Here is a 22,631-nt window from a genome sequence, read left to right as displayed (position 1 = left end):
GACGCTGCTCCTTCTCGCTCGCCGCAGCCCACCGGATCGTGGCCGCACGCGGACAGAACGGAGACCGCCGGCCACAACGCAGAGGCACCGGCCCCGGGCCAAACCCGTCCTGGAAGCCACCGCCCCGAACGAGTTATGGACCTGGGACATCACAATGCTCCACGGCCCCGGCAAGCACACCTACCGGCTCTACACGATCCTGGACGTGTTCTCCCGCAAGGTCGTCGGGCACCGCGTGGAATACACCGAAACCGCCGCGTTTGCCTCGGAGCTGATCCGGGACGCCGTGGCCGGCAACAGGCAGCCCCCGGGCGTGCTTCATGCCGATAACGGGGCACCCATGCGGGCGGGCACCACCCTGGAACTCGCCCGGTCTCTGGGCATCACCTTGTCCTACTCCCGACCCCGCGTCTCCGATGACAACCCGTACTCGGAATCGCTGTTCAAGACCGTCAAATACGACCTCGAGTTCCCGCGGAAGTTCCAGGACCTCGACCACGCCCGTGGATACATGGCAGCCTTCTTCGCGGACTACAACGCCAACCACCGCCACAGCGGACTGAACTATTACACACCAGACACCGTCCACCACGAACGAACCGAACACGCCCGCAAACAACGACAAGCAACACTCGACGCCTGCTATGCCCGCAACCCGCACCGATACCGCAACAAACCCACCGCGCCGGGAGCCCCTCCCACAGCCGGAATCAACAACAAACAAACCACCCCGCTGTCACAAACAGCTTGATAGATACCGCGCATGCATCGAGTGCGCAGGGAACCGTCGAACCGGGCTTGCAACCGTATATTCCATGTGGAATAGTTGTTGTGGAATACTTCGCACGGAGGATAGGGACATGGCACGAGCAGCACTGACTCCACTCGGCGTAGCTGCACTGGCCCTCCTCGTCGAGGCGCCGATGCATCCATACGAGATGTACCAGCTCCTGATGGCCCGGCACGAGGACCGCTTGATCAAAGTCCGGCCGGGTACGCTCTACCACGCAGTCGGTCGCCTCGAAGAGGCGGGATTTGTCGAGTCCACAGGCATTGACCGCGCGGGCAACCGGCCCGAGCGCACCACCTACAGAATCACCGGACCCGGCCGGGAGGCGCTGGACGAACGCCTCCGGAACATGCTGGCGGAACCCGTGAACGAATACCCGAGCTTCCCGCACGCGATAGCCGAAGCACACAACCTGCCCTCCGGCGTCGTACTCGAACTCCTGGACGAGCGCGTGGCGAGCCTGGAAAAGCAACTCGACTTCCTGGTCCGCGGTGAAGAAGCTGTCGCTGCCAAAGGCGTCGAGCCCAAGTTCTGGGTCGACGCGAAGTACCAACAAGCCATACTGCGGACGGAAATCGACTGGATACGCAGCTTCCAGAATGACCTCCGCAGCGGGCAGCTGCCATGGTAGCCGCCAATCCGACTCCTGGCCGTCCAAGAGAACTCGCAAGAAATTCAGCACAGTCAAAGGAAATCCATGGAAAACGTAGCTAAACCGTGGCCCGCACTGTGGTCCCTCGTGGTCGGGTTCTTCATGATCCTGATCGACACGACCATCGTTTCCGTGGCGAATCCACGGATCATGGAGGGCCTGCACACCGATATCAACGCCGTCATCTGGGTGACGAGCGCCTACCTCCTCGCTTATGCCGTGCCGCTGCTGATCACCGGAAGGCTCGGTGACCGCTTCGGACCCAAGAACCTCTACTTGATCGGCCTCGTGGTCTTCACCCTGGCTTCACTGTGGTGCGGCCTCTCGGGCGACATCGGCATGCTGATCGCGGCCCGGGTGGTTCAGGGCGTTGGCGCAGCCATGATGACGCCTCAAACCATGGCCGTCATCACCCGGATCTTCCCGCCGGACCGCCGCGGCGCGGCCATGGGCCTCTGGGGAGCCACGGCCGGCATGGCCATCCTCGTTGGCCCGATCCTCGGCGGCGTGTTGGTCGACGGCCTCGGCTGGCAGTGGATTTTCTTCGTCAACGTCCCCATCGGCGTCGTTGCGTTCGTCCTCGTGACCCGGCTGGTGCCGAAGCTGACCACGCACAGCCATAAGTTCGACGTCCTGGGCGTGCTGCTGTCCGCAGCGGGCATGTTCCTGCTGGTGTTCGGCATCCAGGAAGGCCAAAGCTACAAGTGGGGCACCGTCACAGGGCCCATTACAGTGTGGGGACTGATCATCGCAGGGCTTGTTGTCCTGGCGGTTTTCGTCCTGTGGCAGTGGCTGCTCGAGCGCCGGGGCGGCGAACCCTTGCTGCCGTTGGGCCTGTTCAAGGACCGCAACTTCTCCTTGGGCAACACCACCATCATGGCGGTGGGCTTCACCATCACCGCGTTCCCGTTGCCCACCATTTTTTACTACCAGGTGGTCCGCGGGTTGTCCCCGACGCAGTCCGCGTTGCTCATGATCCCCATGGCCGTGATCTCCGGCGCGCTGGCACCTTTCGTTGGCAAGCTGATCGACCGCATCAACCCGCGCTGGTTCGCCGCCTTCGGGCTCGTCTGCCTGTCCGGCGCCCTGTTCTGGACCGGGGCGCTCCTGAAACCGGAAACCCCGATCTGGATGTTCCTGCTGCCCAGCGCCCTCCAGGGCGTAGCCAACGGCTTCATTTGGGGCCCGGTCTCCAACGCCACCAGCCGCAACCTCCCGCCGCGCTTGGCCGGCGCCGGCTCCGGGGTTTTCAACACGACCCGCCAGATCGGTGCGGTGCTGGGTTCCGCCGCGATTGCCGCCTTGATCCAGTCCCGGCTCGCCGCTGAGCTGCCGGCGGCACCCCCAGGTGCTGCCCCGGCCGGCGAAGGTGGATTTACCGGAAAGCTGCCTGAATTCCTGCATGCGGGGTTCTCGACGGCGATGAGCCAGTCGGTCTTGCTGCCCGCCTTCGCTATCCTGTTGGGCGCCGCAGCGGCCTTGTTGTTCGGCAAGCCAAAGGTTGTCCAAGGTTGGGGCACCCCGGCAGAAGCCGGAACCGCGTCCACGCCCGAGACTGTTTCGCAAGACGGCAGCCTCGGCCGGGGTTAGCCGCGTTAGCGCGTTAGCCCGCGCGAACTGGCAGAAGATGCCCTCGAACTGCGATTTGAGGGCATCTTTTGCCAACTATGGGCAGAGATCGAGCATTAGCGGAGCAGCACGGAGGTCTGGATACCGCCGTCGACGAATCCCAGCCTTCGGGCCAGGGCCATCGAGCCCCGGTTGTCCAGCGCAGTCCGCCATTGAAGCGTCAGGCCGGAGGCAAGCGCCTCGTGGGCCGCGATCGAAGCAGCCAAGGTTCCAAGTCCCTGCCTCCGCAATTCGGGCGGCACCAGGACGCCCATGTCTGCGAGGATCCCTTGCCACTCGGCATAGGCACCGCAGGCCACCGGTTTGCCGTCCGGTTCATCTCCATCCATCACAGTGAAATGGTGGTCCATCCTTGAGAGGTGGACTTCATTGACGTCGTCTGGAGGGCACCTGCCCTCCAGCTCGATCGCCTCCGGATGGCCGTGGGAAACGGTGACTTCGCCGCCCGGCTGGAAGAGGGGAAGGTCGTCGGCAAACAGCAGCGCAGAGGTCCCGAGCCCGTGGCCACCGTGTTCGCGGCTGATCCGCAACAGTGCGGAATGCTCGCTCAGTTGATCGTCTGAGAGCCCGACGGCGGCAGCCGCCGCCCAGGCCGGAGCCACTAATGCGGAGCGGCCAAAGAGCCTCACGAAGGTGATGGATTCAGCGTCTTCGTCTTCGCGGACCAGCCGCTCCACATTGCGGCCAGCAGATGGGCCGGAGGCGAAACTGAAAGCCTCGTCGTCGAACCCTAAATGTCGGGCCCAGGCCAGCAGCACAATTTCGGCCGATCCCGCATCAAGTTCCATGACATCGAGTCTATGCAGTAGAAGAACCTGCTCAGCCGAACAGCACCGCGGCTTCGTCGTAGCGGTTCTGCGGGACGGTCTTGAGCTTGCCCAGGGCAGCTTCGAAGCCCACGTGCTCAATGTCGGTGCCCTTGAGGGCCACCATGGTTCCCCAGCGGCCTTCCACGACGGAATCGATTGCTGCCATGCCCAAACGGGTGGCGAGTACGCGGTCAAAAGCCGAGGGCACGCCGCCGCGCTGGATGTGGCCGAGGATCGTGGCGCGGGTCTCGATGCCGGTGCGGGCTTCGACCTCAGGGGCGAGCTGGTCCGCGATGCCACCCAGGCGGGGCCGGCCGAAGGTGTCCAGGCCGCGTTCGGAGTGCGGGGCTTCCATGTGTTCGGGAACAAAACCCTCGGCCACAACAATCAACGGTGCACGGCCACGATCGTGGGCCTCCTGGACCCATTCGGTGATCTGCTCGATGCTGACCTTCTGCTCGGGGATCAGGATGGCGTGCGCACCGGCAGCCATGCCCGCATGCAGGGCTATCCAGCCCACGTGGCGGCCCATGACCTCGGCGATCATGCAGCGGTGGTGGGATTCTCCGGTGGTGCGCAGGCGGTCGATGGCCTCCGTGGCGATTTGGACGGCGGTGTCGAAACCGAAGGTGTAGTCGGTGGCGTCGAGGTCGTTGTCCACGGTCTTGGGGACGCCGACGATCTTCAACCCGGCGTCGGTCAGGCGCTTCGCGGCGGCCAGGGTGCCTTCGCCGCCGATGGCAATGATGGCGTCGATGCCGAGGCGGTCCATGTGGGCCTTGATGACATCCGGGCCGCCGCCGTTCTCGAACGGGTTGGTGCGGGACGTGCCGAGGATCGTGCCACCCTGCTTGGCGATACCGCGGACCATGGTGCGGGGAATGTCGATGACGTCGCCCTCCACAACGCCCCGCCAACCGTCCCGGAATCCGACGAACTCCTGGCCGTGAATGGCGATTCCCTTGAGGACGGCGCCGCGGATGACGGCATTAAGTCCGGGGCAGTCGCCACCGCTGGTGAGGATTCCAATTTTCATGAGGGCTCAAATCCTGGCTAGGAGGTATACGTGCAGAGCGCCACGCTGAGCTCACAACGATTGTAGGCGGCAATGTGGGGTGGGACACAAACCATGACCGCCGTACAAGCCCAGCGTCCTTAACAAGCCCAGCGCCCCGCCGCGGTGGCGGAGCGCCGGTGGTCCCGCAGGCCGTCAACCGACGGGACCGGACTGAGCTATTTCCTGCCTTGCGAACGCTGGGTGAGGAAGGATTCCAGGGCAATGGCGCCGCTTTGGTTGGGAAGCAGCAGCCATGCCGCCACGTAGATCAACACGGCGGGACCGGGGAGCAGGCAGAAGATCAGGTAGCCAATGCGGACATAGCCCACGTCCACATTCAGTTTGGCGGCAATGCCACCGAAAACTCCGCCGATCCAACGCTGCGGTCCGCGCTTCAGGCCGATGCTCCGTACGATGCTGAAGAATTTGTCCATGGCTAGAGCCTTCCCTGTTGCGGTTGCTTTGTCACGTGCTGCTTGCTAACGGTGGTCGGAATCCGCAGCGCCGGCCCCGGAGTCCGGGCCCGGCCCGCTGCCCTTTCGGGAACGGGCCGAAACCAGGCCGCCGACCACGAGTGCCGCGCCTGCCCCGATCATGAGCCCGATCAACACGTAGTTGCCGTTCAGGGCCACGAGGCCGAGCTTGGAAATGATGATCAGGGCTGCGAGTGCCAGGACTATCAGCCCCCAGACCACCGTGCCCACCCTGGCCCGGGCGGCTTGGGTCTTTACAGGTGCCGGCAGCGGTTCTGTTTCAAATGTCCGCGTGGGCTCGTGTGTGTTCATGTCAGTTTCCTTCCTGGACGGTGACATTGCTGAAAGTGCCGTTGAGTTTGACGACCAGCTTGGCGCCGGGCTTGTCCGTGTTGAAACTGTCCCGGGTGCCACCATTGCTTTGGGTGACGGCGCTACCGTCCTGCTTGAGGTTCGCGAAGGTCATGTCTGCCTGGACCTCCACCGGCACGGTCGCGGGGATGAGGAGTTTGATGTTGCTTGCGGTCACGTCCATGGGAACCACGACGTCGGAGCCAAGGGGTGCGCTGAGGTTCAGCCTGGTCAAGTCGACGGTCCCGTTGGCTCCGGTGATGTCGAAGCCTTTGCGGGCATCCTCGATGCTCACGGGGTTCCATTGGGCGTTCTGGAGGCGGAAGCGGTCCGCGTTGGGGGCGACATTGAATATGCCCCCGATCACCAGCGTCGCCACCGCCAGGAAGCCGAGCAGTCCCGAAGTGCGGCCACGGAGACCTGCGACCAGGATGCCGAGGCCGAGGACGGCGGAGCCCGTTGCCCAGACCACCGCGTTGGCGGCGTCGCCCAGGTGGATGACGTTGCCGGCGTCGAGCAGCTTGAGCGTCCCGCCGGCCAGCAGGGCCGCCCCCGCTGAGACAGCTACGATGGCGGCGCCGGGTCCCTGCCGCCGCGGCCGCTCGGGCCGTTCGGGGCGGTTGGGAACGCCTGCCGGCGGAGTGGGTCCCGGAGGATCGAAGGGCCCCGAGGGCGTGGCGGGCCCCGCGCTGTAAGGACCTGCGCTGTACGGCCCTGCGCTGTAAGGACCCGCGCTGTACGGACCGGCACTCGAAGGACCGGCTGGATAACCTGCCGAGGCATGGGTGCCCGCCCCGCCCGGCGAGCCGGGAGCGGCCGCATAGTGCTGCGTGCCCATGGTCTGCCTTCCGTTGCGGGATTTGCTGCGCTGGACCAGGAAGTAGACCAGGTAGATGATGCCGCCTACCCAGAAGAGCGTCCACAGGATTCCAGGAACGCCGTTCAAACCCCATCCCCAGAAGCCGTGGCCGAGGCTTGGCAATCCGATGATGGTTGTGATGAGGGCGCCGGTCATGCCTGCGGACCAGCGTCCCGCGCCGGCCTCTTGGGCGTGGATGCGTCCATCGGGTTCGGGCAGGAGAGCCCATGCGAGGCCGTAGAGCAGGATGCCGATGCCGGCAAAGAGGGTGAGGATGATGAAGATGCCGCGGACGATCAAAGGGTCGATGCCGAAGCGGTGCGCGATGCCGCTGGCCACGCCGCCCATCCACCGGTCCCGGCCGCGGCTGATCCCTTGGCTGCGGATCCAGGTGAAGAAGTTCTGCGGGGGAGCGGGAGCGGCATAGTACGGTGCCGCGCCGCCGGTGCTGCCGGAGTTTGGCTGGGCCGGTTCTTCCGGCGAGCCTGTCCCTGCCGGGTGGCTGGGTTCTGCAGGTTGTCCGGGCTCCGCTGCTTGTCCGGGGTCCTCGGGATTCATGCTGTTCGCGTTCATACTTCGATCTTGCCTTCCGGCGATGTCGCCCTCTATTGGGGGATACCCTGAACGTTCCCTGAGTGGCCCCCTGAGTTGCCCTGGCTTCGAGCGCCGAAGTCCCTGATACGTGTTTGGATGGATTCATGACAACCGCCATGCAGCGCCCGCCGCTGGTCCGGAGCAGCGACCGGATGATTGCGGGCGTGTGCAGCGGCCTGGCGGACCACCTTGGCTGGCCTGTGAAGTACATCCGGCTGGGCATGGTCCTTGCTTCGTTCGCCGGCGGCGCGGGCCTGGCCTTCTACGCCTGGCTGTGGGTCATGGTGCCCACCGCCGACGAAAGCGCCCGCCGCAATAGCCGCCGCCCGGCGTCGCCCATTGCTCCTTCGGTGAGCATGCCTTCGGAGGTAATAACGCCCGACGGCGGAGCGCAGCCCCTGCCGCTGTCCGCCCCGGTCCCCGTCCTCGCTTCCTGGTTCAGGTTGCGTCGCATCCAGTACGGGAAAGAGATCCTCCTGGGGGCCGGCCTGCTCCTCGTGGCGGCCATCCTCATTGCCCGGCAATTCGGCGTCGACGTCCCCCTCGGCACGCTGATTCCGGCGGCGGCCATACTCGGCGGAGCAGCGATTGCGTGGATGCAGTTGGATGAGACGCGCCGGGCCGGACTGGTGGACAAAACCAAGGCCGACCAGGCCGGCGGCTGGGTGCGCCTCGCAGCGGGCCTGGCACTCGTGGTCGCCGGGGTGTTGGTCATGGTGTCCGGTTCCGGTTCGTGGGAGCAGACCTGGCTCGCTCTGCTGGCTTCCATTGCAGTGCTGGGCGGTGTCGCCCTGGTGCTGCTGCCTTGGGGCCTGAAGTTCTGGAAGGACCTTGAAACTGAGCGGGCAGCGCGGGTTCGTGAGACTGAGCGGGCCGAGATTGCAGCCCACTTGCACGACTCGGTATTGCAGACGCTTGCCTTGATCCAGCGCCGGGCAGGCTCCGAACAGGATGTGGTCCGCCTCGCCCGCGCCCAGGAGCGTGAACTGCGCAGCTGGCTCTACCGGGACGCCGCCAAGGATGCGGGACTCCTGGCGGAGCGGATTGCCGCGGCCGCGGCCGAAGTGGAGGACGCCCACGGACACGCCGTCGACGTCGTCAGCGTGGGAGACGCCATCATGACGGACAGGCACGAGGCCCTGGTCCTGGCGGCACGGGAGGCCATGCACAACGCCGCCCGGCATGGCGGCGGTGCCGTGTCCGTCTATCTCGAGAGCTCGGAAACGGGGAGCGAGGTTTTCGTCCGGGACCGCGGACCCGGCTTCGACCCGGATGCCGTTCCGGAAGACCGGCTTGGAGTCAAGGAGTCAATTATCGGACGCATGAAACGCCACGGCGGCACTGTGGTCATCAACAGTAGCTCCGAGGGCACGGAAGTCCGCCTGAAGCTGCCCGTCGAGAACGCCGACAAAGCGGAGACCCGAAACGGAGAAGCCAAAGGATGAACGCCCTGTCAGAGCAAGTAGCGCGGAAGGTCCGCGTGGTGATCGTGGACGATCATGCCATTTTCCGGTCGGGGCTGAAAGCCGACCTCGATTCCAGGATCGACGTCGTGGGCGAAGCCGGAACAGTGGAGCAAGCCATCGCCGTGATTGCCCAAGTCCGCCCGGAAGTGGTGTTGCTTGACGTCCATTTGCCTGGCGGCCTTGGCGGCGGCGGACGGGAGGTCATCGGCGCTTCCTCTCCCTTGCGCGGGAGCACGAGCTTCCTGGCCCTGAGCGTCTCAGATGCGGCCGAGGATGTCGTGGCCGTGATTCGGGCCGGGGCGCGCGGCTATGTCACCAAGACGATATCCGGCCCCGAGATCTCCGATGCTGTGATCCGCGTGGCCGATGGTGACGCCGTCTTCTCCCCGAGGCTGGCGGGTTTTGTCCTTGACGCATTCGGAACGTCCCCGGCCGGGATCGCCGACGACGAACTGGACCGGCTCTCTGCGCGGGAACTGGAAGTCATGCGCCTCATTGCCCGTGGCTACAGCTACAAGGAGGTGGCCAAGGAGCTGTTCATTTCCATCAAGACGGTGGAAACCCATGTCTCCGCGGTGCTCCGCAAACTCCAGCTCTCCAGCCGCCACGAACTGACCAAGTGGGCCGCCGAGCGCCGCCTCCTCTGACCCCCGCTCAGATATTCACCTCAATTCCCCGACGCCTGCTCACCTCTGGCGGCTTAAGCCCAAACGCCTGCTCACCTCGATCCCAAGGTGACTGCGGGGGCGGTTTATGTGACCGGGCGTTGGCTGCGGTGGCGGTTTATGTGACCGGGCGTCGGCGGCGGGGCTTAAACCCGGACGCCTGCTCACGTCGGGGGCCTTAAACCGAAACGCTCGCTCACCTTTTCCCAAGGTGAGCGAGCGTTTGCGCAGGCGAAAGGCTACTTGGCCTGGCCGAGGAATTCCTGGAGGCGTCGAACGCCTTCGGCGAGGTCGTCGTCGCCCAGGGCGTAGGAGAGGCGGACGTAACCGGAGGGGCCGAAGGCCTCGCCCGGAACGATGGCGACCTCAACTTCGTCGAGGATCAGTGAGGCGAGCTCAGCGGACGTCGACGGACGCACGGGACCGTTCGACGTCGGGAATTCCCTGCCCAGCAGCCCGCGGACGTCGGCGTACACGTAGAAGGCGCCGGTCGGCGTCGGGCATTCAACACCCTCGATCTCGTTCAGTCCGGCGACAATCGCCTTCCGACGGCGGTCGAAGGCCACCTTCATTTCGTCGACGGCGGTCAGCGGACCCGACACTGCCGCCAGCGCCGCGATCTGCATGATGTTGGAAACGTTCGACGTCGCGTGGGACTGGAGGTTGGTGGCGGCCTTGATGACGTCGCTCGGGCCGATCATCCATCCGACCCGCCACCCTGTCATGGCGTAGGTCTTGGCGACACCGTTGAGGATGACCACCTTGTCGCCGAGCTCGGGGGCGGCCGTGGCAATCGAGGTGAAGGGCACGCCGTCGTAGGTCAGGTGCTCGTAGATCTCGTCGGTGACAACCCAGAGGCCCTTGGCCGCCGCCCACTTTCCGATCTCGGCGACTTGTTCGGCGCTGTAAACGGCGCCTGTCGGGTTGGACGGGGAGACGAAAAGCAGGATCTTCGTCTTGTCGGTGACTGCGGCTTCTAGCTGCTCCACGGTGACCAGGTAACCCTGTTCGGGGCCGGCGAAGACCTCAACGGGAACGCCGCCGGCCAAGCGGATGGCCTCCGGGTAGGTGGTCCAGAACGGCGTGGGGATGATTACTTCGTCGCCCGGATCAACCAGTGTGGCGAAGGTGTTGTAAACAGCCTGCTTGCCGCCGTTGGTGACCATCACCTGGGAAGGGTCAACCTTGTAGCCGGAATCGCGGAAGGTCTTCTCGGCGATGGCCTTCTTCAGCTCCGGCAGTCCGGCTGCGGGGGAGTAGCGGTGGTACTTCGGCTGGGCGGCGGCCTCGACGGCGGCCTTGACGATGTAGTCAGGTGTCGGGAAATCGGGCTCCCCGGCGCCGAAGCCAATCACGGGGCGACCCGCTGCCTTGAGCGCCTTGGCCTTGGCGTCAACGGCAAGGGTGGCGGATTCGGCGATGGCGGAAATTCGCTGTGAAATGCGGGCGGCAGGTATTCCGGCAGACATTTAAAGCACCGTTCTTCGCGGGCAGCTCATGAGCTGGATGGTGGGATTCGACGGAATCTACTTTATGCTGTTCTGCGGAGCTATCGGGCTAACGTCGGGAAAGTGACAGTTGAGGCTGATCACATGAACGAGATGGCCTGGATGCCCCGGAATGTGGGCCGGTTCGACTATCGCGACGTTCTTGCGTAGACTGGTTCACCGGTGTTGAAAAACATCACAATGGTTCGCGCCCCGGATTGGCCTCGAATCCCGTGCTCTTTGGGACTTCTTGGCCTTGGTGGAGTGTGGCCAAAATATGGACTCGTTCCATAGGGTAGTGGCGCAATTGGTAGCGCAGCGGTCTCCAAAACCGCAGGTTGCAGGTTCGAGTCCTGTCTGCCCTGCGCAAGCTGTTCCGGGGTTCTCCTTGGAACAAGCGCAGCAACCATGGCTCTGATCAGAGTCGGGTCAACGACGTTTGCATAGATGAGTGAGGATCAGGTGACCGAAACAGCTGCGAGCAGCTCGAAGGGCCGCCCTGCCAAGAAGTCCGATTCCGGCTTCTTCGCTCGAATTGCACTTTTTGTCCGCCAGGTAATCGGCGAGCTCAAGAAGGTAGTTGCCCCCACCCGCAAGGAACTGGTCAACTACACAGTCGTGGTGCTGGTGTTCGTGGCCATCATGATGCTCGTCGTGACCATCCTGGACCTGGCTTTCGGTACGGGAATCAAATGGGTCTTCGGCACGGCTGGCACCACGAACCACTAAGCGGATCGCTCCGCAAACCGCGTGGAATCCCCGGAAAATCAAGGGATTTCGCAGGGTTTGCGGAATTGAGCCATTTAAATAGGCATGTTAGGCAATGAGGAAGCAGGAGACCAAGTGTCTGAGCAGGAGCTCGAGGTAACTGAGACTGAGCTGGATGGGCCCGCTGAAAGCACGGCCCACGCCACGGCGGACGCCGTGGAAGGATCCGAGGTCGATTCTGCTGCGCCCGAAACTGCCGACGTCGACGACGCCGACCAGGGTGAGTCCGCTGACGACGCCGACGCCCTGGCCGCCGCGGCAGCCGTAGCGCCCGCCGACCCCGCTGAGGAGTTCAAGGCCAAGCTTCGCCGCCAGGAAGGTGACTGGTACGTCATCCACTCCTACGCCGGCTACGAAAACCGCGTCAAGGCCAACCTTGAGACCCGCATCCAGACCCTGGACATGGAAGATTACATCTTCGAGATCCAGGTGCCCATGGAGGAAGTCGTTGAGATCAAGAACGCCCAGCGCAAGATCATCAACCGCGTACGCATTCCGGGTTACGTCCTCGTCCGTATGGACCTGACTGACGCATCCTGGGGCGCTGTGCGCCACACCCCTGGTGTCACCGGATTCGTCGGCAACGCACACAACCCGGTCCCGCTTCGCCTCGACGAGGTCTTCTCGATGCTGGCTCCGGTCTTCGAAGAGCAGCAGGCCGAAAAGGGCAAGCCGGTCAACAAGCAGAACCAGGCACCCGTCGACATCGACTTCGAGGTCGGAGAATCCGTTATCGTCAAGGAAGGTCCGTTCGAGACCCTTCCCGCCACGATCTCCGAGATCAAGATGGACTCCCAGACGCTTGTGGTCCTGGTGTCGATCTTCGAACGCGAAACCCCGGTTACGCTCGCATTCAACCAGGTCACCAAGATCTAGTTGATCCAAGAATTTCGCTCCTCGGTTGCCCGCTTAGCAGCCGCGGAGCGGTCGGCCGCCTTGCCATGGCGGCGACAAACCTAAGGCACGCTCCTGTGTCCTAGGAAGTTATTGAGAGAAGGACCTACATTGGCTCCCAAGAAGAAGGTCACCGGCCTCATCAAGCTGCAGATCCAGGCAGGTGCCGCCAACCCGGCCCCGCCGATCGGTCCTGCGCTTGGCCAGCACGGTGTCAACATCATGGAATTCTGCAAGGCGTACAACGCTGCGACGGAAGCCCAGCGCGGAAACGTTATCCCGGTTGAAATCACGGTCTACGAAGACCGCTCCTTCACCTTCATCACCAAGACCCCGCCGGCTGCAGAGCTCATCAAGAAGGCTGCAGGCGTTGCCAAGGGTTCGGCCACGCCGCACACCGTCAAGGTTGCCAAGCTGACCCAGGCGCAGGTTAACGAGATCGCCACCACCAAGATGGAAGACCTCAACGCCACCAGCCTTGAGGGTGCTGCCAAGATCATCGCCGGCACCGCACGCTCCATGGGCATCACCGTCGAGGGCTAATACGTCGAGGGCTAATACCCTCAACCGCCGGTAAACCGGCACCATTGAAATATTGAAAATATTGGAAACGGGCACGGATTACCACCCGGATTTCCAACTGTGGCAGGGCCCAGCGCGGTCCGCAGACCACAACTGCACAAGGAGAATAAGCAGCATGGCAAAGCGCAGCAAAGCATATGAGGCAGCCGCAGCCAAGATCGAGGCAGGCAAGTTCTACGCCCCGTTCGAGGCCATCAAGCTCGCCAAGGACACCAACCCGTCCAAGTTCGACGCCACCGTTGAGGTCGCTTTCCGTTTGGGCGTTGACCCGCGTAAGGCCGACCAGATGGTCCGCGGCACCGTCAACCTGCCGCACGGCACGGGTAAGACTGCCCGCGTCCTGGTTTTCGCAACGGGCGACAAGGCTGAAGCGGCAATCGCTGCAGGCGCCGACTTCGTTGGTTCCGATGACCTGATCGCAAAGATCGCCGGTGGCTGGACCGACTTCGACGCCGCCGTGGCAACCCCTGACCTCATGGGCAAGGTTGGCCGTCTCGGTAAGGTCCTCGGCCCGCGTAACCTCATGCCGAACCCGAAGACCGGCACCGTGACCGCAGACGTCACCAAGGCTGTCAACGACATCAAGGGCGGCAAGATCGACTTCCGCGTCGACAAGCACTCGAACCTGCACTTCATCATCGGCAAGGCTTCCTTCGATGCACTGAAGCTGGCCGAGAACTACGCAGCCGCGCTGGAAGAGGTGCTTCGCCTGAAGCCGTCCGCTTCCAAGGGCCGCTACATCCAGAAGGCTACGGTCGCCACCACGTTCGGCCCGGGCATCTCCGTTGACCCGAACGTCACCAAGGTTCTCACCGAGGCGTAAGCCCCGGAAGCACAACTCTGAAAGGATCGTCCGGCATTTGCCGGGCGGTCCTTTCGTTGTCCCGGGCACCGGAGTCCCGGGCACCGGAGCGCCGTGCGCCGTTCCGAAGAGTACGACTTCCGAAGAGTACGACGCCGGCCCGCACCTCCGGGGGTCGTGAGGCTCGGGGGGCGATTCCAGCCACCCCGCCCACGGCAGGCAGGCACCTATCGCGGACAGCGGCCGCTGATTAGGCTGAGGTGAAACTGGCGAACCTGCGCGGGCTGCAAACGGAACATCCACCGGTCGAGCGCGTCATGACTTTTAACGCTGAGGAAAACGAACATATGCTGTCCATCAACGTACAGCTCTGCTTCAAACCGGCGGGGTACGACGGCGGATGGCAAAAGAGGACCAAATGACGAGCACGGTGGAGATCGGCCAACTGTGGATTCCGGATTCCCTTGACGCCGATGACGCAAGGGACTTTCTGGCCGCCGTCGAAGTCAGCCGCAGGGTCCGCATGCAGATCTGGGGCACGGACGATCTCGCCTACACCCCGTTGGAAAAACTGCTCGAACTTGGCGATCCATACGAACGCCAGGTCATTCTTGTGGCCCGTGTCGACGGGCGCATCGTCGGAACCGTGGACATCGCGCTGCCCCTTGCCGATAACATGGACCTGGCCGAGTTCACCCTCGACATCCTTCCGGAATTCCAGCGCAGGGGTGTGGGCCGGCAGCTTCTGGAAGCCGCCGAACACTTCGCCAAAAGCGAGGGCCGGACGATGATCATGGTGGACACCAACCATCCTGCCGAGTCCCTCCGCGGTGGTGCTGAGGGGCAGCTCGTCCCTGGCAGCGGCATGGGTTTCGTTCCCTTGGCCAGCCGCGAGGTCGATTTTGCCCGTCGTACCGGCTACACCCTCCAGCACATCGAACAGTTCAGTTCCTGCGCGCTCCCACTGGATTCAAAACTCGTCGCCGAGCTTGAGGCCGAAGCGGAAGACGCCAACGCCGGCCGCTACCGCGTGCACCACTGGACCGACCGTTGCCCCCAACAGTGGCTCGAGGCCGTGGCCGCGCTGGAGAACGCGGCGGGGGAAGTGGTATCCGAGGGCAGCGAAGCTGCGGAGGTCGAGCAACAACAGCTAGTGTTCGACGGCGCTGTGTTGCGCCAGGCGGAGGACGCCGCCGTGGCGCAGGGACGTCGAACGGTGGTCACCGCCGTCGAGCACGTCGCCAGCGGCCGGATCGTCGGACTCACCACCATCGGCGTCCTGGCGCAACGCCAGGATGTCGTCTTCCAAGACGACACGATCGTCCTGCAGGAACACAGGGGGAACAAGCTCGGGCTCCTCATCAAGGTCGCCAATATGCAACGCCTCAGCGAACAGTTTCCTGACGCCCGGGTGATCTACACCTGGAATGCCCCCGAAAACAGGTACCTGCTGACAGTGAACAAGCAATTGGGATTCACCACGGCCGGGGTCACGGGCCTGTGGCAGAAGGAACTGCCGGACATGGGCCCAAGGGTCACCTCCTCCGAGTGAGCCGGCGCGATTTGGCGAAGCACTTGCCCGTCCCGTAAGCTTGACTTACCAAAGACCGTCGGTTGATGGGAATCCACTCCTCCGGGCATCGCTCAATTCTGTAGCTATGCGCGGAAGAACAAAGTGGCTTCCTTGACGAAGGACCCTGACAAAGGGCGGCCGGCGCAGGTGAACGAAGCAAGTCTCCATGATCATTGGATCGTGTTGAGCCAAGCCCCGTGCATCTGCGCGGGGCGTTTTTTAGTTGCAGCTCTTTTGAGCGGGGACCCGGAAAACCGGCTTTATTCCCCGGAAGGAGGGTTATGGCAACGCCTAGCAAGATCTCCGCAGTAGCTGAGATCACCAACGATTTCAAGGAATCGAACGCCGCTGTCCTGACCGAATACCGCGGGCTCTCTGTTGCACAGCTCAAGCAGCTGCGTGTTTCTCTCGGCCTGGACACCAAGTTCTCGGTCGTCAAGAACACCCTGACCGCCATTGCAGCCAAGGAAGCTGGTGTCGAAGCATTCGACGGCCAGCTCGCCGGCCCCACTGCAATTGCATTCATCAAGGGTGACGCGGTTGCTGCCGCCAAGAGCCTGACGGACTTTGCCAAGACCAACAAGCAGCTGGTCATCAAGACCGGCTACTTCGAAGGCAAGGCACTGAACGCATCAGAGGTTGCCGCACTGGCAGCCCTCGAGTCCCGTGAGCTGCAGCTCGCCAAGGTTGCAGGCGTCCTCAAGGCACCTGCCGCTGCTGCTGCACGCATCATTGACGCTCTGCGCCTCAAGCTTGAAGAAGAGGGCGGCGCTGTAGCACCGGCCGCTGAAGAAGCACCGGCTGCCGAAGAGGCTCCCGCCGAGGCTGCTGCGGAAGAGGCTGCCGCTCCGGCTGAAGCCGCTGAAGCAGCAACCGAAGAGAACTAAGTTCTCCCCATTCAAACTCCGGTGCAGTAACGGACGACGTCCGTGGCAGCACCACCTAAAGGAAGGACGCCAATCATGGCGAAGCTCAGCAACGAAGAGCTCATTGAAGCTTTCAAGGAACTGACCATCATCGAGCTCTCCGAGTTCGTCAAGCTCTTCGAAGAGACCTTCGAAGTTACCGCTGCTGCTGTTGCAGTCGCCGGCCCTGCCGGTGGCGCTGCCGCTGAAGAAGCTGAAGAGAAGACCGAATTCGACGTCATCCTCGAAGCTGCCGGCGACAAGAAGATCGCAGTGATCAAGGAAGTTCGCGCCATCACCTCCCTCGGCCTCAAGGAAGCCAAGGACCTGGTTGACGGTGCACCGAAGGCTGTTCTCGAAGGCGCCACCAAGGAAGCCGCTGACAAGGCGAAGGAGCAGCTCGAAGCTGCCGGCGCCACGGTTACCGTCAAGTAACTCGCGTTTTCGGGTAGATCGCTTTACCCAGGAAGCCCCGTCCGGATTCGTCCGGGCGGGGCTTCTTTGCGTTCTAAAGAAGCAACGCGGGGTCACCTACGGCCCATGAGGTGCTCCCGGATGGGCCGTAAGTGACCCCGCGTTGCCTAGAGCGGGTCGCTGATATCGGCCACTATCGCATCCAGGGCTGCGGTGAGGGCGTCGGCGTGCACGAAAGCACTGTATCCGTGTTCCCCTGCGCCCATGGAAATCCTGCGTCCGGCGATGCTGGCATCGGCATAGACCGGCCATGGCTTCGAACTTCCCAAAGGCGTGATGGTGCCGCGCTCATAGCCGGTAGCCTCGAAAGCGACATCGGCTGAGGGCATGGACAGCTTGTTGACGCCCAGGAGGGCGCGCAGCTTCGGCCAGGAGATCTGCCGGTCACCGGGAACCAACGCAAACAAGAACGAGCCATCCCGGTGCTTGACCACAAGGGACTTCACGATGTCCGCAGGCATGATCCCCATGATCCGGGCCGCTTCCTCAAGACTGCTTGCCGCCGCCCGCTCCACGAGTTGGACATCGAGTCCGCGGGCGGCCGCGTCGGCGAGGAATCTCTCAGTGCCGCGCATTCATGCTCCCTTTCCAGCCATGCCGTTCCAATCGGCGGATATCTAGTCGCGGTAGAGAAGCAGTGCTTCGCCCTGGCCGCCGCCACCGCAGAGGGCAACGGCCGCTTTACCCGTGCCGCGGCGCTTCAACTCATGGGCGGCGTGGAGGGCAAGCCGCGCTCCTGACGCGCCGATCGGGTGTCCGATCGCAATTGCTCCGCCGTGGATATTGCACTTCTCCAGGGGGTAGGCCAAATCCTTCAAGGATTGGACCGCGACCGAACCGAATGCCTCGTTGATCTCGATGAAGTCCAGATCGGCCGTTGTCCACCCCGCGCGGTCCAATGCGTGCCGTATCGCATTCGAAGGCTGCGAATGCAAGCTGTTGTCAGGTCCCGCTACTTGGCCGGGCTTGCCGACGATCGCGAGGTAGTCAAGGCCGTTTTCCTCGGCGAAGCGGCGGCTCGTGAGAACGAGTGCGGAGGCGCCGTCGGACAGGGGAGAGGAGTTGCCCGCGGTGATGGTTCCATCGGTGGCGAACGCGCCCTTCAAAGGGGCCAAGGTCTCAAGTGTGGTCTGGGGGCGCACCCCTTCGTCGCTTGCCAGCACCAAGGGTTCGCCCTTGCGCTGTTTGACGCTGATGGGAGCGATCTCGCCGTCGAACACTCCTTCCGCGGCGGCCGCGGCTGCACGCTGGTGCGAAGCGGCGGCCACTTCATCCTGGGACCGGCGATCGATGCCGAGCGAGAGGTTCTTGATCTCGGTGGACAGGCCCATCGACTGGCCGTCAAACGCGTCGGTGAGGCCGTCGTGGGCCGCGACGTCTAGCGCCTGGATCGCCCCGTAGTTCCACCCTTGCCTCGAACCCGGCAGCAAGTGGGGGGCCCGGGTCATCGATTCCTGGCCGCCGGCAACCACGACGGCGGCGTCCCCGCTCCGGATCATTCGCGCGGCATCGATCACGGCGGTGAGTCCGGAGAGGCAGACCTTATTGATGGTGACTGCTGGGATGTTCCAGCCGATTCCGGCTGCGATGGCGCTTTGCCGGGCCGGATTCTGGCCGGCGCCCGCTTGCAGGACCTGTCCCATAATCACCGCGTCTACTTTGTCCGCGGTCAGTCCGCTCGCCGCGATGGCGCCTGAAATGGCGTGAGCACCGAGCTCGACGGCGGTGAGCCCGGCCAGTTGCCCGTTCAACCGTCCCTGTGGGGTACGGCTGGCGGAAAGGATGACAACGTCGTTGTTGTTGTCCGTCTTGTCTGAGGGGGTGCTCATTTTCTCTCTTCCGATCAAGGGTGGTGAGCCTAGGCTACCGTGGCGCCCATCACCTCTCCATTCAACGATGGACCCTGGAACAACATTCCACGCACGGCTCCAGAAGCCGGGGTGCATAGATGCCTGCAGCAACCGTGCTTGCATTCAGGCGGGATGTGGGGTAGACAGGTGGGTTGATTTGCCGTATTGTGGATATTTGCGTCTTCCCTGTTAACCTTCAGCCTTCATATAGCGGTGGGCTTTACCTCTCAGCTGCGCCATCGACGTGCCATTTAGAACGGGCACGGCCTTTGCCAGCGGAGGTCCCGGGTCATATAGCGGAACCGGAAAGGTACCCTGCGGATCCAATCTGCGGGGTGCAAGCGGGGGAGATCTGAAAACGCCTGAAGGTCTGTGGAAGGATCCCTCTTGGTCGCCTCGAGCACCTCAAATGAAAACAATGCAGGAACCGCTATCAATGCCAGCAGCACCGACGGTGCGACTCGCCGGCTCTCATTCGCAAAGATTCACGAACCGCTGGACGTTCCGAATCTGCTCGCACTGCAGACAGACAGCTTTGACTGGCTGGTCGGAAACGAACGCTGGCAGGCGCGCGTAGCGAAGGCTGTCGAGGAAGGCGACCTGAGCGTCGCCACCACCTCTGGACTTGCTGACATCTTCGAAGAGATCTCCCCGATCGAGGACTTCCAGGGCACTATGTCCCTGAGCTTCTCCGAGCCGGAGTTCGCTGATCCGAAGTACACCATGGCCGAATGCAAAGACCGTGACGCCACTTACTCGGCACCGCTGTATGTCAAGGCCGAGTTCATGAACAACAACACGGGTGAAATCAAGCAGCAGACCGTGTTCATGGGCGATTTCCCTCTCATGACCGAGAAGGGAACGTTCGTTGTGAACGGCACCGAGCGTGTCGTCGTCTCCCAGCTGGTCCGTTCGCCGGGCGCCTACTTTGAGCGCACCGCCGACAAGACCAGCGACAAGGACATCTTCACTGCAAAGATCATCCCGTCCCGCGGTGCATGGTTCGAGCTCGAAATCGACAAGCGCGACCAGGTCGGCGTACGCCTCGACCGTAAGCGCAAGCAGTCGGTCACCGTTCTGCTGAAGGCCCTTGGCTGGACCGAAGGCCAGATCCTCGAAGAGTTCGGCCAGTACGACTCCATGCGGGCAACCCTGGAGAAGGACGCCACCGAAACCCGCGAAGACGCCCTGCTGGACATCTACCGCAAGCTGCGTCCGGGCGAGCCGCCCACCGTCGAGGCTGCCCAGTCGCTGCTGGACAACCTGTACTTCAACGCCAAGCGCTACGATCTGGCCAAGGTTGGCCGTTACAAGATCAACCGCAAGCTCGGCATCGACCGCTCCCTTGGCGACAAGGAAGCTTCGGTCCTGCACGTTGAAGACATCGTCGCCATGATCAAGTTCCTCGTCGCGCTGCACGCCGGCGAGAAGACCCTCATGGGCAAGCGCGATGGCGAAGACCACGAGCTCCGCGTCGAGATCGATGACATCGACCACTTCGGCAACCGCCGCATCCGCGCCGTCGGCGAATTGATCGAGAACCAGGTCCGCACCGGCCTGTCCCGCATGGAGCGCGTCGTCCGCGAACGCATGACCACGCAGGACGTCGAAGCGATCACGCCGCAGACCCTGATCAACATCCGCCCTGTTGTGGCAGCGATCAAGGAGTTCTTCGGAACGTCCCAGCTGTCGCAGTTCATGGACCAGAACAACCCGTTGTCGGGTCTGACCCACAAGCGCCGCCTGTCGGCTCTTGGCCCGGGTGGTCTGTCCCGTGACCGCGCAGGCATGGAAGTCCGAGACGTTCACCCGTCCCACTACGGACGTATGTGCCCCATCGAAACTCCTGAAGGCCCGAACATCGGCCTGATCGGTTCGTTGGCTTCCTACGGACGGATCAACCCGTTCGGTTTCATCGAGACCCCGTACCGCCTCGTCAAGGACGGCGTTGTTTCCGACGACGTCCAGTACCTTACGGCCGACGACGAAGCTGAAGTCCTGATCGCGCAGGCCAACGCTCCGCTCGACGAGAACAAGCGGTTCGCCGAAGAGACCGTCCTTGTCCGTGCCCGCGGTGGTGGAGGCGAGCCCGTCCTGGTTCCGGCTGCCGACGTTCAGTTCATGGACGTTTCCCCGCGCCAGATGGTTTCCGTGGCTACCGCCCTGATTCCGTTCCTCGAGCATGACGACGCAAACCGCGCACTCATGGGTGCCAACATGCAGCGCCAGGCTGTGCCGCTGGTCCGTTCCGAGGCTCCGTTCGTGGGCACCGGCATGGAGCGCGCTGCCGCCGTCGACGCCGGTGACGTTGTCATCGCGAAGAAGGCCGGTGTCGTCAACGAAGTTTCCGCTGACCTCGTCACCATGCTCAACGACGACGGCACGGAAACCAGCTACCGCATCAATAAGTTCGCCCGTTCGAACCAGGGCAACTGCTACAACCACCGTGTCCTGGTCAACGAAGGCCAGCGCCTCGAAGTCGGCGGCATCATCGCCGACGGCCCGGCAACGGACCAGGGTGAACTCGCCCTCGGTAAGAACCTCCTTGTGGCATTCATGTCCTGGGAAGGCCACAACTTCGAGGACGCCATCATCCTCTCGCAGCGCATCGTTGCTGAGGACGTTCTTTCCTCCATCCACATCGAGGAGCACGAGATCGATGCCCGCGACACCAAGCTTGGTGCCGAGGAAATCACCCGTGACATCCCCAACGTGTCCGAGGAAGTCCTCGCAGGACTGGACGAGCGCGGCATCATCCACATCGGTGCCGAGGTTGAAGCCGGCGACATCCTGGTCGGAAAGGTCACCCCGAAGGGTGAAACCGAACTGACTCCGGAAGAGCGCCTGCTCCGTGCGATCTTCGGTGAGAAGTCCCGCGAAGTGCGTGACACCTCGCTGAAGGTTCCCCACGGTGAGTCCGGCACGGTTATCGGCGTGCGCGTCTTCGACCGCGACAATGACGACGAGCTGCCCCCGGGCGTCAACCAGCTGGTCCGCGTCTACGTAGCTGCAAAGCGCAAGATCACCGACGGCGACAAGCTCGCCGGCCGCCACGGCAACAAGGGTGTTATCTCCAAGATCCTGCCCGTGGAAGACATGCCGTTCCTTGCTGACGGTACTCCGGTGGACATCGTCCTGAACCCGCTGGGTGTTCCGGGTCGTATGAACGTCGGCCAGGTGCTGGAAACGCACCTGGGTTGGGTTGCGAAGACCGGTTGGAAGATCGAAGGCGAGCCGGAGTGGGTCAAGAACCTTCCGAACCTGCCTCGTGAAACCGGCCAGACCACTGTCGCCACCCCGGTGTTCGACGGTGCACGCGAAGAGGAAATCACAGGTCTGCTGGATTCCACCAACGTGACCCGCGACGGCGACCGCCTGATCGACTCCTCCGGCAAGACCCGTCTGTTCGACGGCCGTTCCGGCGAGCCGTTCCCGGATCCGATCTCCGTGGGCTACATGTACATCCTGAAGCTCCACCACCTGGTGGACGACAAGATCCACGCACGTTCCACCGGCCCGTACTCCATGATCACGCAGCAGCCGCTGGGTGGTAAGGCACAGTTCGGTGGCCAGCGCTTCGGTGAAATGGAAGTGTGGGCGCTCGAAGCATACGGCGCCGCCTACACCCTCCAGGAACTGCTCACGATCAAGTCGGATGACATCCACGGCCGCGTGAAGGTCTACGAAGCCATCGTCAAGGGCGAGAACATCCCCGAGCCTGGCGTTCCGGAATCCTTCAAGGTCTTGATCAAGGAAATGCAGTCGCTGTGCCTGAACGTGGAGGTTCTTTCCACCGACGGTACGACGATCGAAATGCGTGACTCTGATGACGCAGTCTTTACGGCTGCGGAAGAACTGGGCATTGATCTGTCTCGCGCAGAGCCCAGCTCCGTAGAAGAGGTCTAAACAGCCGCTCTGGCTGGCGGTGCAGACCGCCGGCCAAGGCTGCTG

The 22,631-nt window shown here is 63.2% G+C and carries 21 protein-coding genes and 1 tRNA gene; 14 read left to right on the top strand and 8 right to left on the bottom strand.

The genetic code is table 11. From position 1 onward, the window contains the following. The 3 genes from J2S96_RS12905 to J2S96_RS12895 all read left to right on the top strand — a co-directional run. A partial coding sequence (locus tag J2S96_RS12905; protein WP_306863945.1) for a DDE-type integrase/transposase/recombinase occupies positions 1 to 751 on the top strand: 751 nt, incomplete at its 5' end. A 109-nt stretch (positions 752 to 860) separates the two neighbouring features. Further along, positions 861 to 1,421, top strand: a complete 561-nt coding sequence (locus J2S96_RS12900; protein WP_306863943.1) for a PadR family transcriptional regulator — start codon at positions 861 to 863, stop codon at positions 1,419 to 1,421. 66 nt (positions 1,422 to 1,487) lie between these two features. Beyond that, a complete protein-coding gene (locus J2S96_RS12895; RefSeq protein WP_306863941.1) occupies positions 1,488 to 3,032 on the top strand; it encodes a DHA2 family efflux MFS transporter permease subunit in 1,545 nt (514 codons plus the stop codon). A gap of 95 nt (positions 3,033 to 3,127) precedes the next feature. Here J2S96_RS12895 and J2S96_RS12890 read toward each other — a convergent pair whose 3' ends face one another. The 5 genes from J2S96_RS12890 to J2S96_RS12870 form a co-directional block, all read right to left on the bottom strand. Then, positions 3,128 to 3,859 (bottom strand): GNAT family N-acetyltransferase, encoded by a 732-nt coding sequence (locus tag J2S96_RS12890; RefSeq protein WP_306863939.1) that lies wholly within the window; start codon positions 3,857 to 3,859, stop codon positions 3,128 to 3,130. Positions 3,860 to 3,890: 31 nt separating this feature from the next. Further along, positions 3,891 to 4,916: an ATP-dependent 6-phosphofructokinase gene (locus tag J2S96_RS12885; RefSeq protein WP_306863937.1), complete on the bottom strand. Its 1,026-nt coding sequence runs from the start codon at positions 4,914 to 4,916 to the stop codon at positions 3,891 to 3,893. 197 nt (positions 4,917 to 5,113) lie between these two features. Then, the gene (locus J2S96_RS12880; RefSeq protein ID WP_306863935.1) at positions 5,114 to 5,371 is read right to left on the bottom strand and encodes a PspC domain-containing protein; all 258 of its coding nucleotides are present in this window, start codon (positions 5,369 to 5,371) and stop codon (positions 5,114 to 5,116) included. Between the two features lie 45 nt (positions 5,372 to 5,416). Then, positions 5,417 to 5,722: a hypothetical protein gene (locus J2S96_RS12875; RefSeq protein ID WP_306863933.1), complete on the bottom strand. Its 306-nt coding sequence runs from the start codon at positions 5,720 to 5,722 to the stop codon at positions 5,417 to 5,419. A gap of 1 nt (position 5,723) precedes the next feature. After that, complete coding sequence (locus J2S96_RS12870; RefSeq protein WP_306863930.1) at positions 5,724 to 7,193, bottom strand: PspC domain-containing protein; 1,470 nt, start codon at positions 7,191 to 7,193, stop codon at positions 5,724 to 5,726. Between the two features lie 125 nt (positions 7,194 to 7,318). Between J2S96_RS12870 and J2S96_RS12865 the strand changes: the two genes are divergently transcribed. Both J2S96_RS12865 and J2S96_RS12860 read left to right on the top strand, forming a co-directional pair. After that, positions 7,319 to 8,659: an ATP-binding protein gene (locus J2S96_RS12865; RefSeq protein WP_306863924.1), complete on the top strand. Its 1,341-nt coding sequence runs from the start codon at positions 7,319 to 7,321 to the stop codon at positions 8,657 to 8,659. Beyond that, positions 8,656 to 9,327 (top strand): LuxR C-terminal-related transcriptional regulator, encoded by a 672-nt coding sequence (locus tag J2S96_RS12860; RefSeq protein ID WP_306863921.1) that lies wholly within the window; start codon positions 8,656 to 8,658, stop codon positions 9,325 to 9,327. Before J2S96_RS12865 ends, J2S96_RS12860 begins: the two co-directional genes overlap by 4 nt. A gap of 257 nt (positions 9,328 to 9,584) precedes the next feature. Here J2S96_RS12860 and J2S96_RS12855 read toward each other — a convergent pair whose 3' ends face one another. Beyond that, on the bottom strand, positions 9,585 to 10,814 hold the full coding sequence (locus J2S96_RS12855) for a pyridoxal phosphate-dependent aminotransferase (protein ID WP_306863918.1): 1,230 nt from the start codon (positions 10,812 to 10,814) through the stop codon (positions 9,585 to 9,587). A gap of 310 nt (positions 10,815 to 11,124) precedes the next feature. Between J2S96_RS12855 and J2S96_RS12850 the strand changes: the two genes are divergently transcribed. The 8 genes from J2S96_RS12850 to rplL all read left to right on the top strand — a co-directional run bounded on the left by J2S96_RS12850 (position 11,125) and on the right by rplL (position 16,791). Further along, positions 11,125 to 11,197 (top strand) — tRNA-Trp (locus J2S96_RS12850). Positions 11,198 to 11,279: 82 nt separating this feature from the next. After that, positions 11,280 to 11,561 (top strand): preprotein translocase subunit SecE, encoded by a 282-nt coding sequence (gene secE, locus J2S96_RS12845; protein WP_306863915.1) that lies wholly within the window; start codon positions 11,280 to 11,282, stop codon positions 11,559 to 11,561. 114 nt (positions 11,562 to 11,675) lie between these two features. After that, a complete protein-coding gene (gene nusG, locus J2S96_RS12840; protein WP_306863913.1) occupies positions 11,676 to 12,476 on the top strand; it encodes a transcription termination/antitermination protein NusG in 801 nt (266 codons plus the stop codon). 129 nt (positions 12,477 to 12,605) lie between these two features. Next, positions 12,606 to 13,037, top strand: a complete 432-nt coding sequence (rplK, locus tag J2S96_RS12835; protein ID WP_018773647.1) for a 50S ribosomal protein L11 — start codon at positions 12,606 to 12,608, stop codon at positions 13,035 to 13,037. A gap of 154 nt (positions 13,038 to 13,191) precedes the next feature. Further along, on the top strand, positions 13,192 to 13,899 hold the full coding sequence (rplA, locus tag J2S96_RS12830) for a 50S ribosomal protein L1 (RefSeq protein WP_306863906.1): 708 nt from the start codon (positions 13,192 to 13,194) through the stop codon (positions 13,897 to 13,899). Between the two features lie 379 nt (positions 13,900 to 14,278). Next, complete coding sequence (locus tag J2S96_RS12825) at positions 14,279 to 15,430, top strand: GNAT family N-acetyltransferase (RefSeq protein ID WP_370873100.1); 1,152 nt, start codon at positions 14,279 to 14,281, stop codon at positions 15,428 to 15,430. A 302-nt stretch (positions 15,431 to 15,732) separates the two neighbouring features. Further along, the gene (gene rplJ / locus J2S96_RS12820; protein ID WP_306863900.1) at positions 15,733 to 16,338 is read left to right on the top strand and encodes a 50S ribosomal protein L10; all 606 of its coding nucleotides are present in this window, start codon (positions 15,733 to 15,735) and stop codon (positions 16,336 to 16,338) included. A 75-nt stretch (positions 16,339 to 16,413) separates the two neighbouring features. Next, the gene (gene rplL / locus J2S96_RS12815; RefSeq protein ID WP_306863898.1) at positions 16,414 to 16,791 is read left to right on the top strand and encodes a 50S ribosomal protein L7/L12; all 378 of its coding nucleotides are present in this window, start codon (positions 16,414 to 16,416) and stop codon (positions 16,789 to 16,791) included. Between the two features lie 146 nt (positions 16,792 to 16,937). On the opposite strand, the gene J2S96_RS12810 is transcribed toward rplL, so the two are convergent. Next, on the bottom strand, positions 16,938 to 17,405 hold the full coding sequence (locus tag J2S96_RS12810; RefSeq protein ID WP_306863895.1) for an aminoacyl-tRNA deacylase: 468 nt from the start codon (positions 17,403 to 17,405) through the stop codon (positions 16,938 to 16,940). Positions 17,406 to 17,447: 42 nt separating this feature from the next. Continuing rightward, the gene (locus J2S96_RS12805; protein ID WP_306863892.1) at positions 17,448 to 18,659 is read right to left on the bottom strand and encodes an acetyl-CoA C-acetyltransferase; all 1,212 of its coding nucleotides are present in this window, start codon (positions 18,657 to 18,659) and stop codon (positions 17,448 to 17,450) included. 408 nt (positions 18,660 to 19,067) lie between these two features. On the opposite strand from J2S96_RS12805, the gene rpoB reads away from it, so the two are divergent. After that, entirely contained in the window at positions 19,068 to 22,586 is a 3,519-nt protein-coding gene (gene rpoB / locus J2S96_RS12800; protein WP_306863889.1) for a DNA-directed RNA polymerase subunit beta, read from the top strand. The last annotated feature ends 45 nt before the right edge of the window (positions 22,587 to 22,631 follow it).

The sequence above is a fragment of the Arthrobacter bambusae genome (assembly GCF_030812595.1).
GTDB classification, from domain to species: domain Bacteria; phylum Actinomycetota; class Actinomycetes; order Actinomycetales; family Micrococcaceae; genus Arthrobacter; species Arthrobacter bambusae_B.
The sequence above is the reverse complement of the archived record's forward strand: the minus strand, read 5'-3'. Positions and strand labels throughout refer to the sequence as shown.

Bases quoted from the DNA above. Each gene is read 5' to 3' on its own strand.
- J2S96_RS12900 (WP_306863943.1), top strand. From the start codon at position 861: ATGGCACGAGCAGCACTGACTCCACTCGGCGTAGCTGCACTGGCCCTC.
- J2S96_RS12895 (WP_306863941.1), top strand. From the start codon at position 1,488: ATGGAAAACGTAGCTAAACCGTGGCCCGCACTGTGGTCCCTCGTGGTC.
- J2S96_RS12890 (WP_306863939.1), bottom strand. From the start codon at position 3,859: ATGGAACTTGATGCGGGATCGGCCGAAATTGTGCTGCTGGCCTGGGCC.
- J2S96_RS12885 (WP_306863937.1), bottom strand. From the start codon at position 4,916: ATGAAAATTGGAATCCTCACCAGCGGTGGCGACTGCCCCGGACTTAAT.
- J2S96_RS12880 (WP_306863935.1), bottom strand. From the start codon at position 5,371: ATGGACAAATTCTTCAGCATCGTACGGAGCATCGGCCTGAAGCGCGGA.
- J2S96_RS12875 (WP_306863933.1), bottom strand. From the start codon at position 5,722: ATGAACACACACGAGCCCACGCGGACATTTGAAACAGAACCGCTGCCG.
- J2S96_RS12870 (WP_306863930.1), bottom strand. From the start codon at position 7,193: ATGAACGCGAACAGCATGAATCCCGAGGACCCCGGACAAGCAGCGGAG.
- J2S96_RS12865 (WP_306863924.1), top strand. From the start codon at position 7,319: ATGACAACCGCCATGCAGCGCCCGCCGCTGGTCCGGAGCAGCGACCGG.
- J2S96_RS12860 (WP_306863921.1), top strand. From the start codon at position 8,656: ATGAACGCCCTGTCAGAGCAAGTAGCGCGGAAGGTCCGCGTGGTGATC.
- J2S96_RS12855 (WP_306863918.1), bottom strand. From the start codon at position 10,814: ATGTCTGCCGGAATACCTGCCGCCCGCATTTCACAGCGAATTTCCGCC.
- secE (WP_306863915.1), top strand. From the start codon at position 11,280: ATGAGTGAGGATCAGGTGACCGAAACAGCTGCGAGCAGCTCGAAGGGC.
- rplA (WP_306863906.1), top strand. From the start codon at position 13,192: ATGGCAAAGCGCAGCAAAGCATATGAGGCAGCCGCAGCCAAGATCGAG.
- J2S96_RS12825 (WP_370873100.1), top strand. From the start codon at position 14,279: ATGGCAAAAGAGGACCAAATGACGAGCACGGTGGAGATCGGCCAACTG.
- rplJ (WP_306863900.1), top strand. From the start codon at position 15,733: ATGGCAACGCCTAGCAAGATCTCCGCAGTAGCTGAGATCACCAACGAT.
- rplL (WP_306863898.1), top strand. From the start codon at position 16,414: ATGGCGAAGCTCAGCAACGAAGAGCTCATTGAAGCTTTCAAGGAACTG.
- J2S96_RS12810 (WP_306863895.1), bottom strand. From the start codon at position 17,405: ATGCGCGGCACTGAGAGATTCCTCGCCGACGCGGCCGCCCGCGGACTC.
- J2S96_RS12805 (WP_306863892.1), bottom strand. From the start codon at position 18,659: ATGAGCACCCCCTCAGACAAGACGGACAACAACAACGACGTTGTCATC.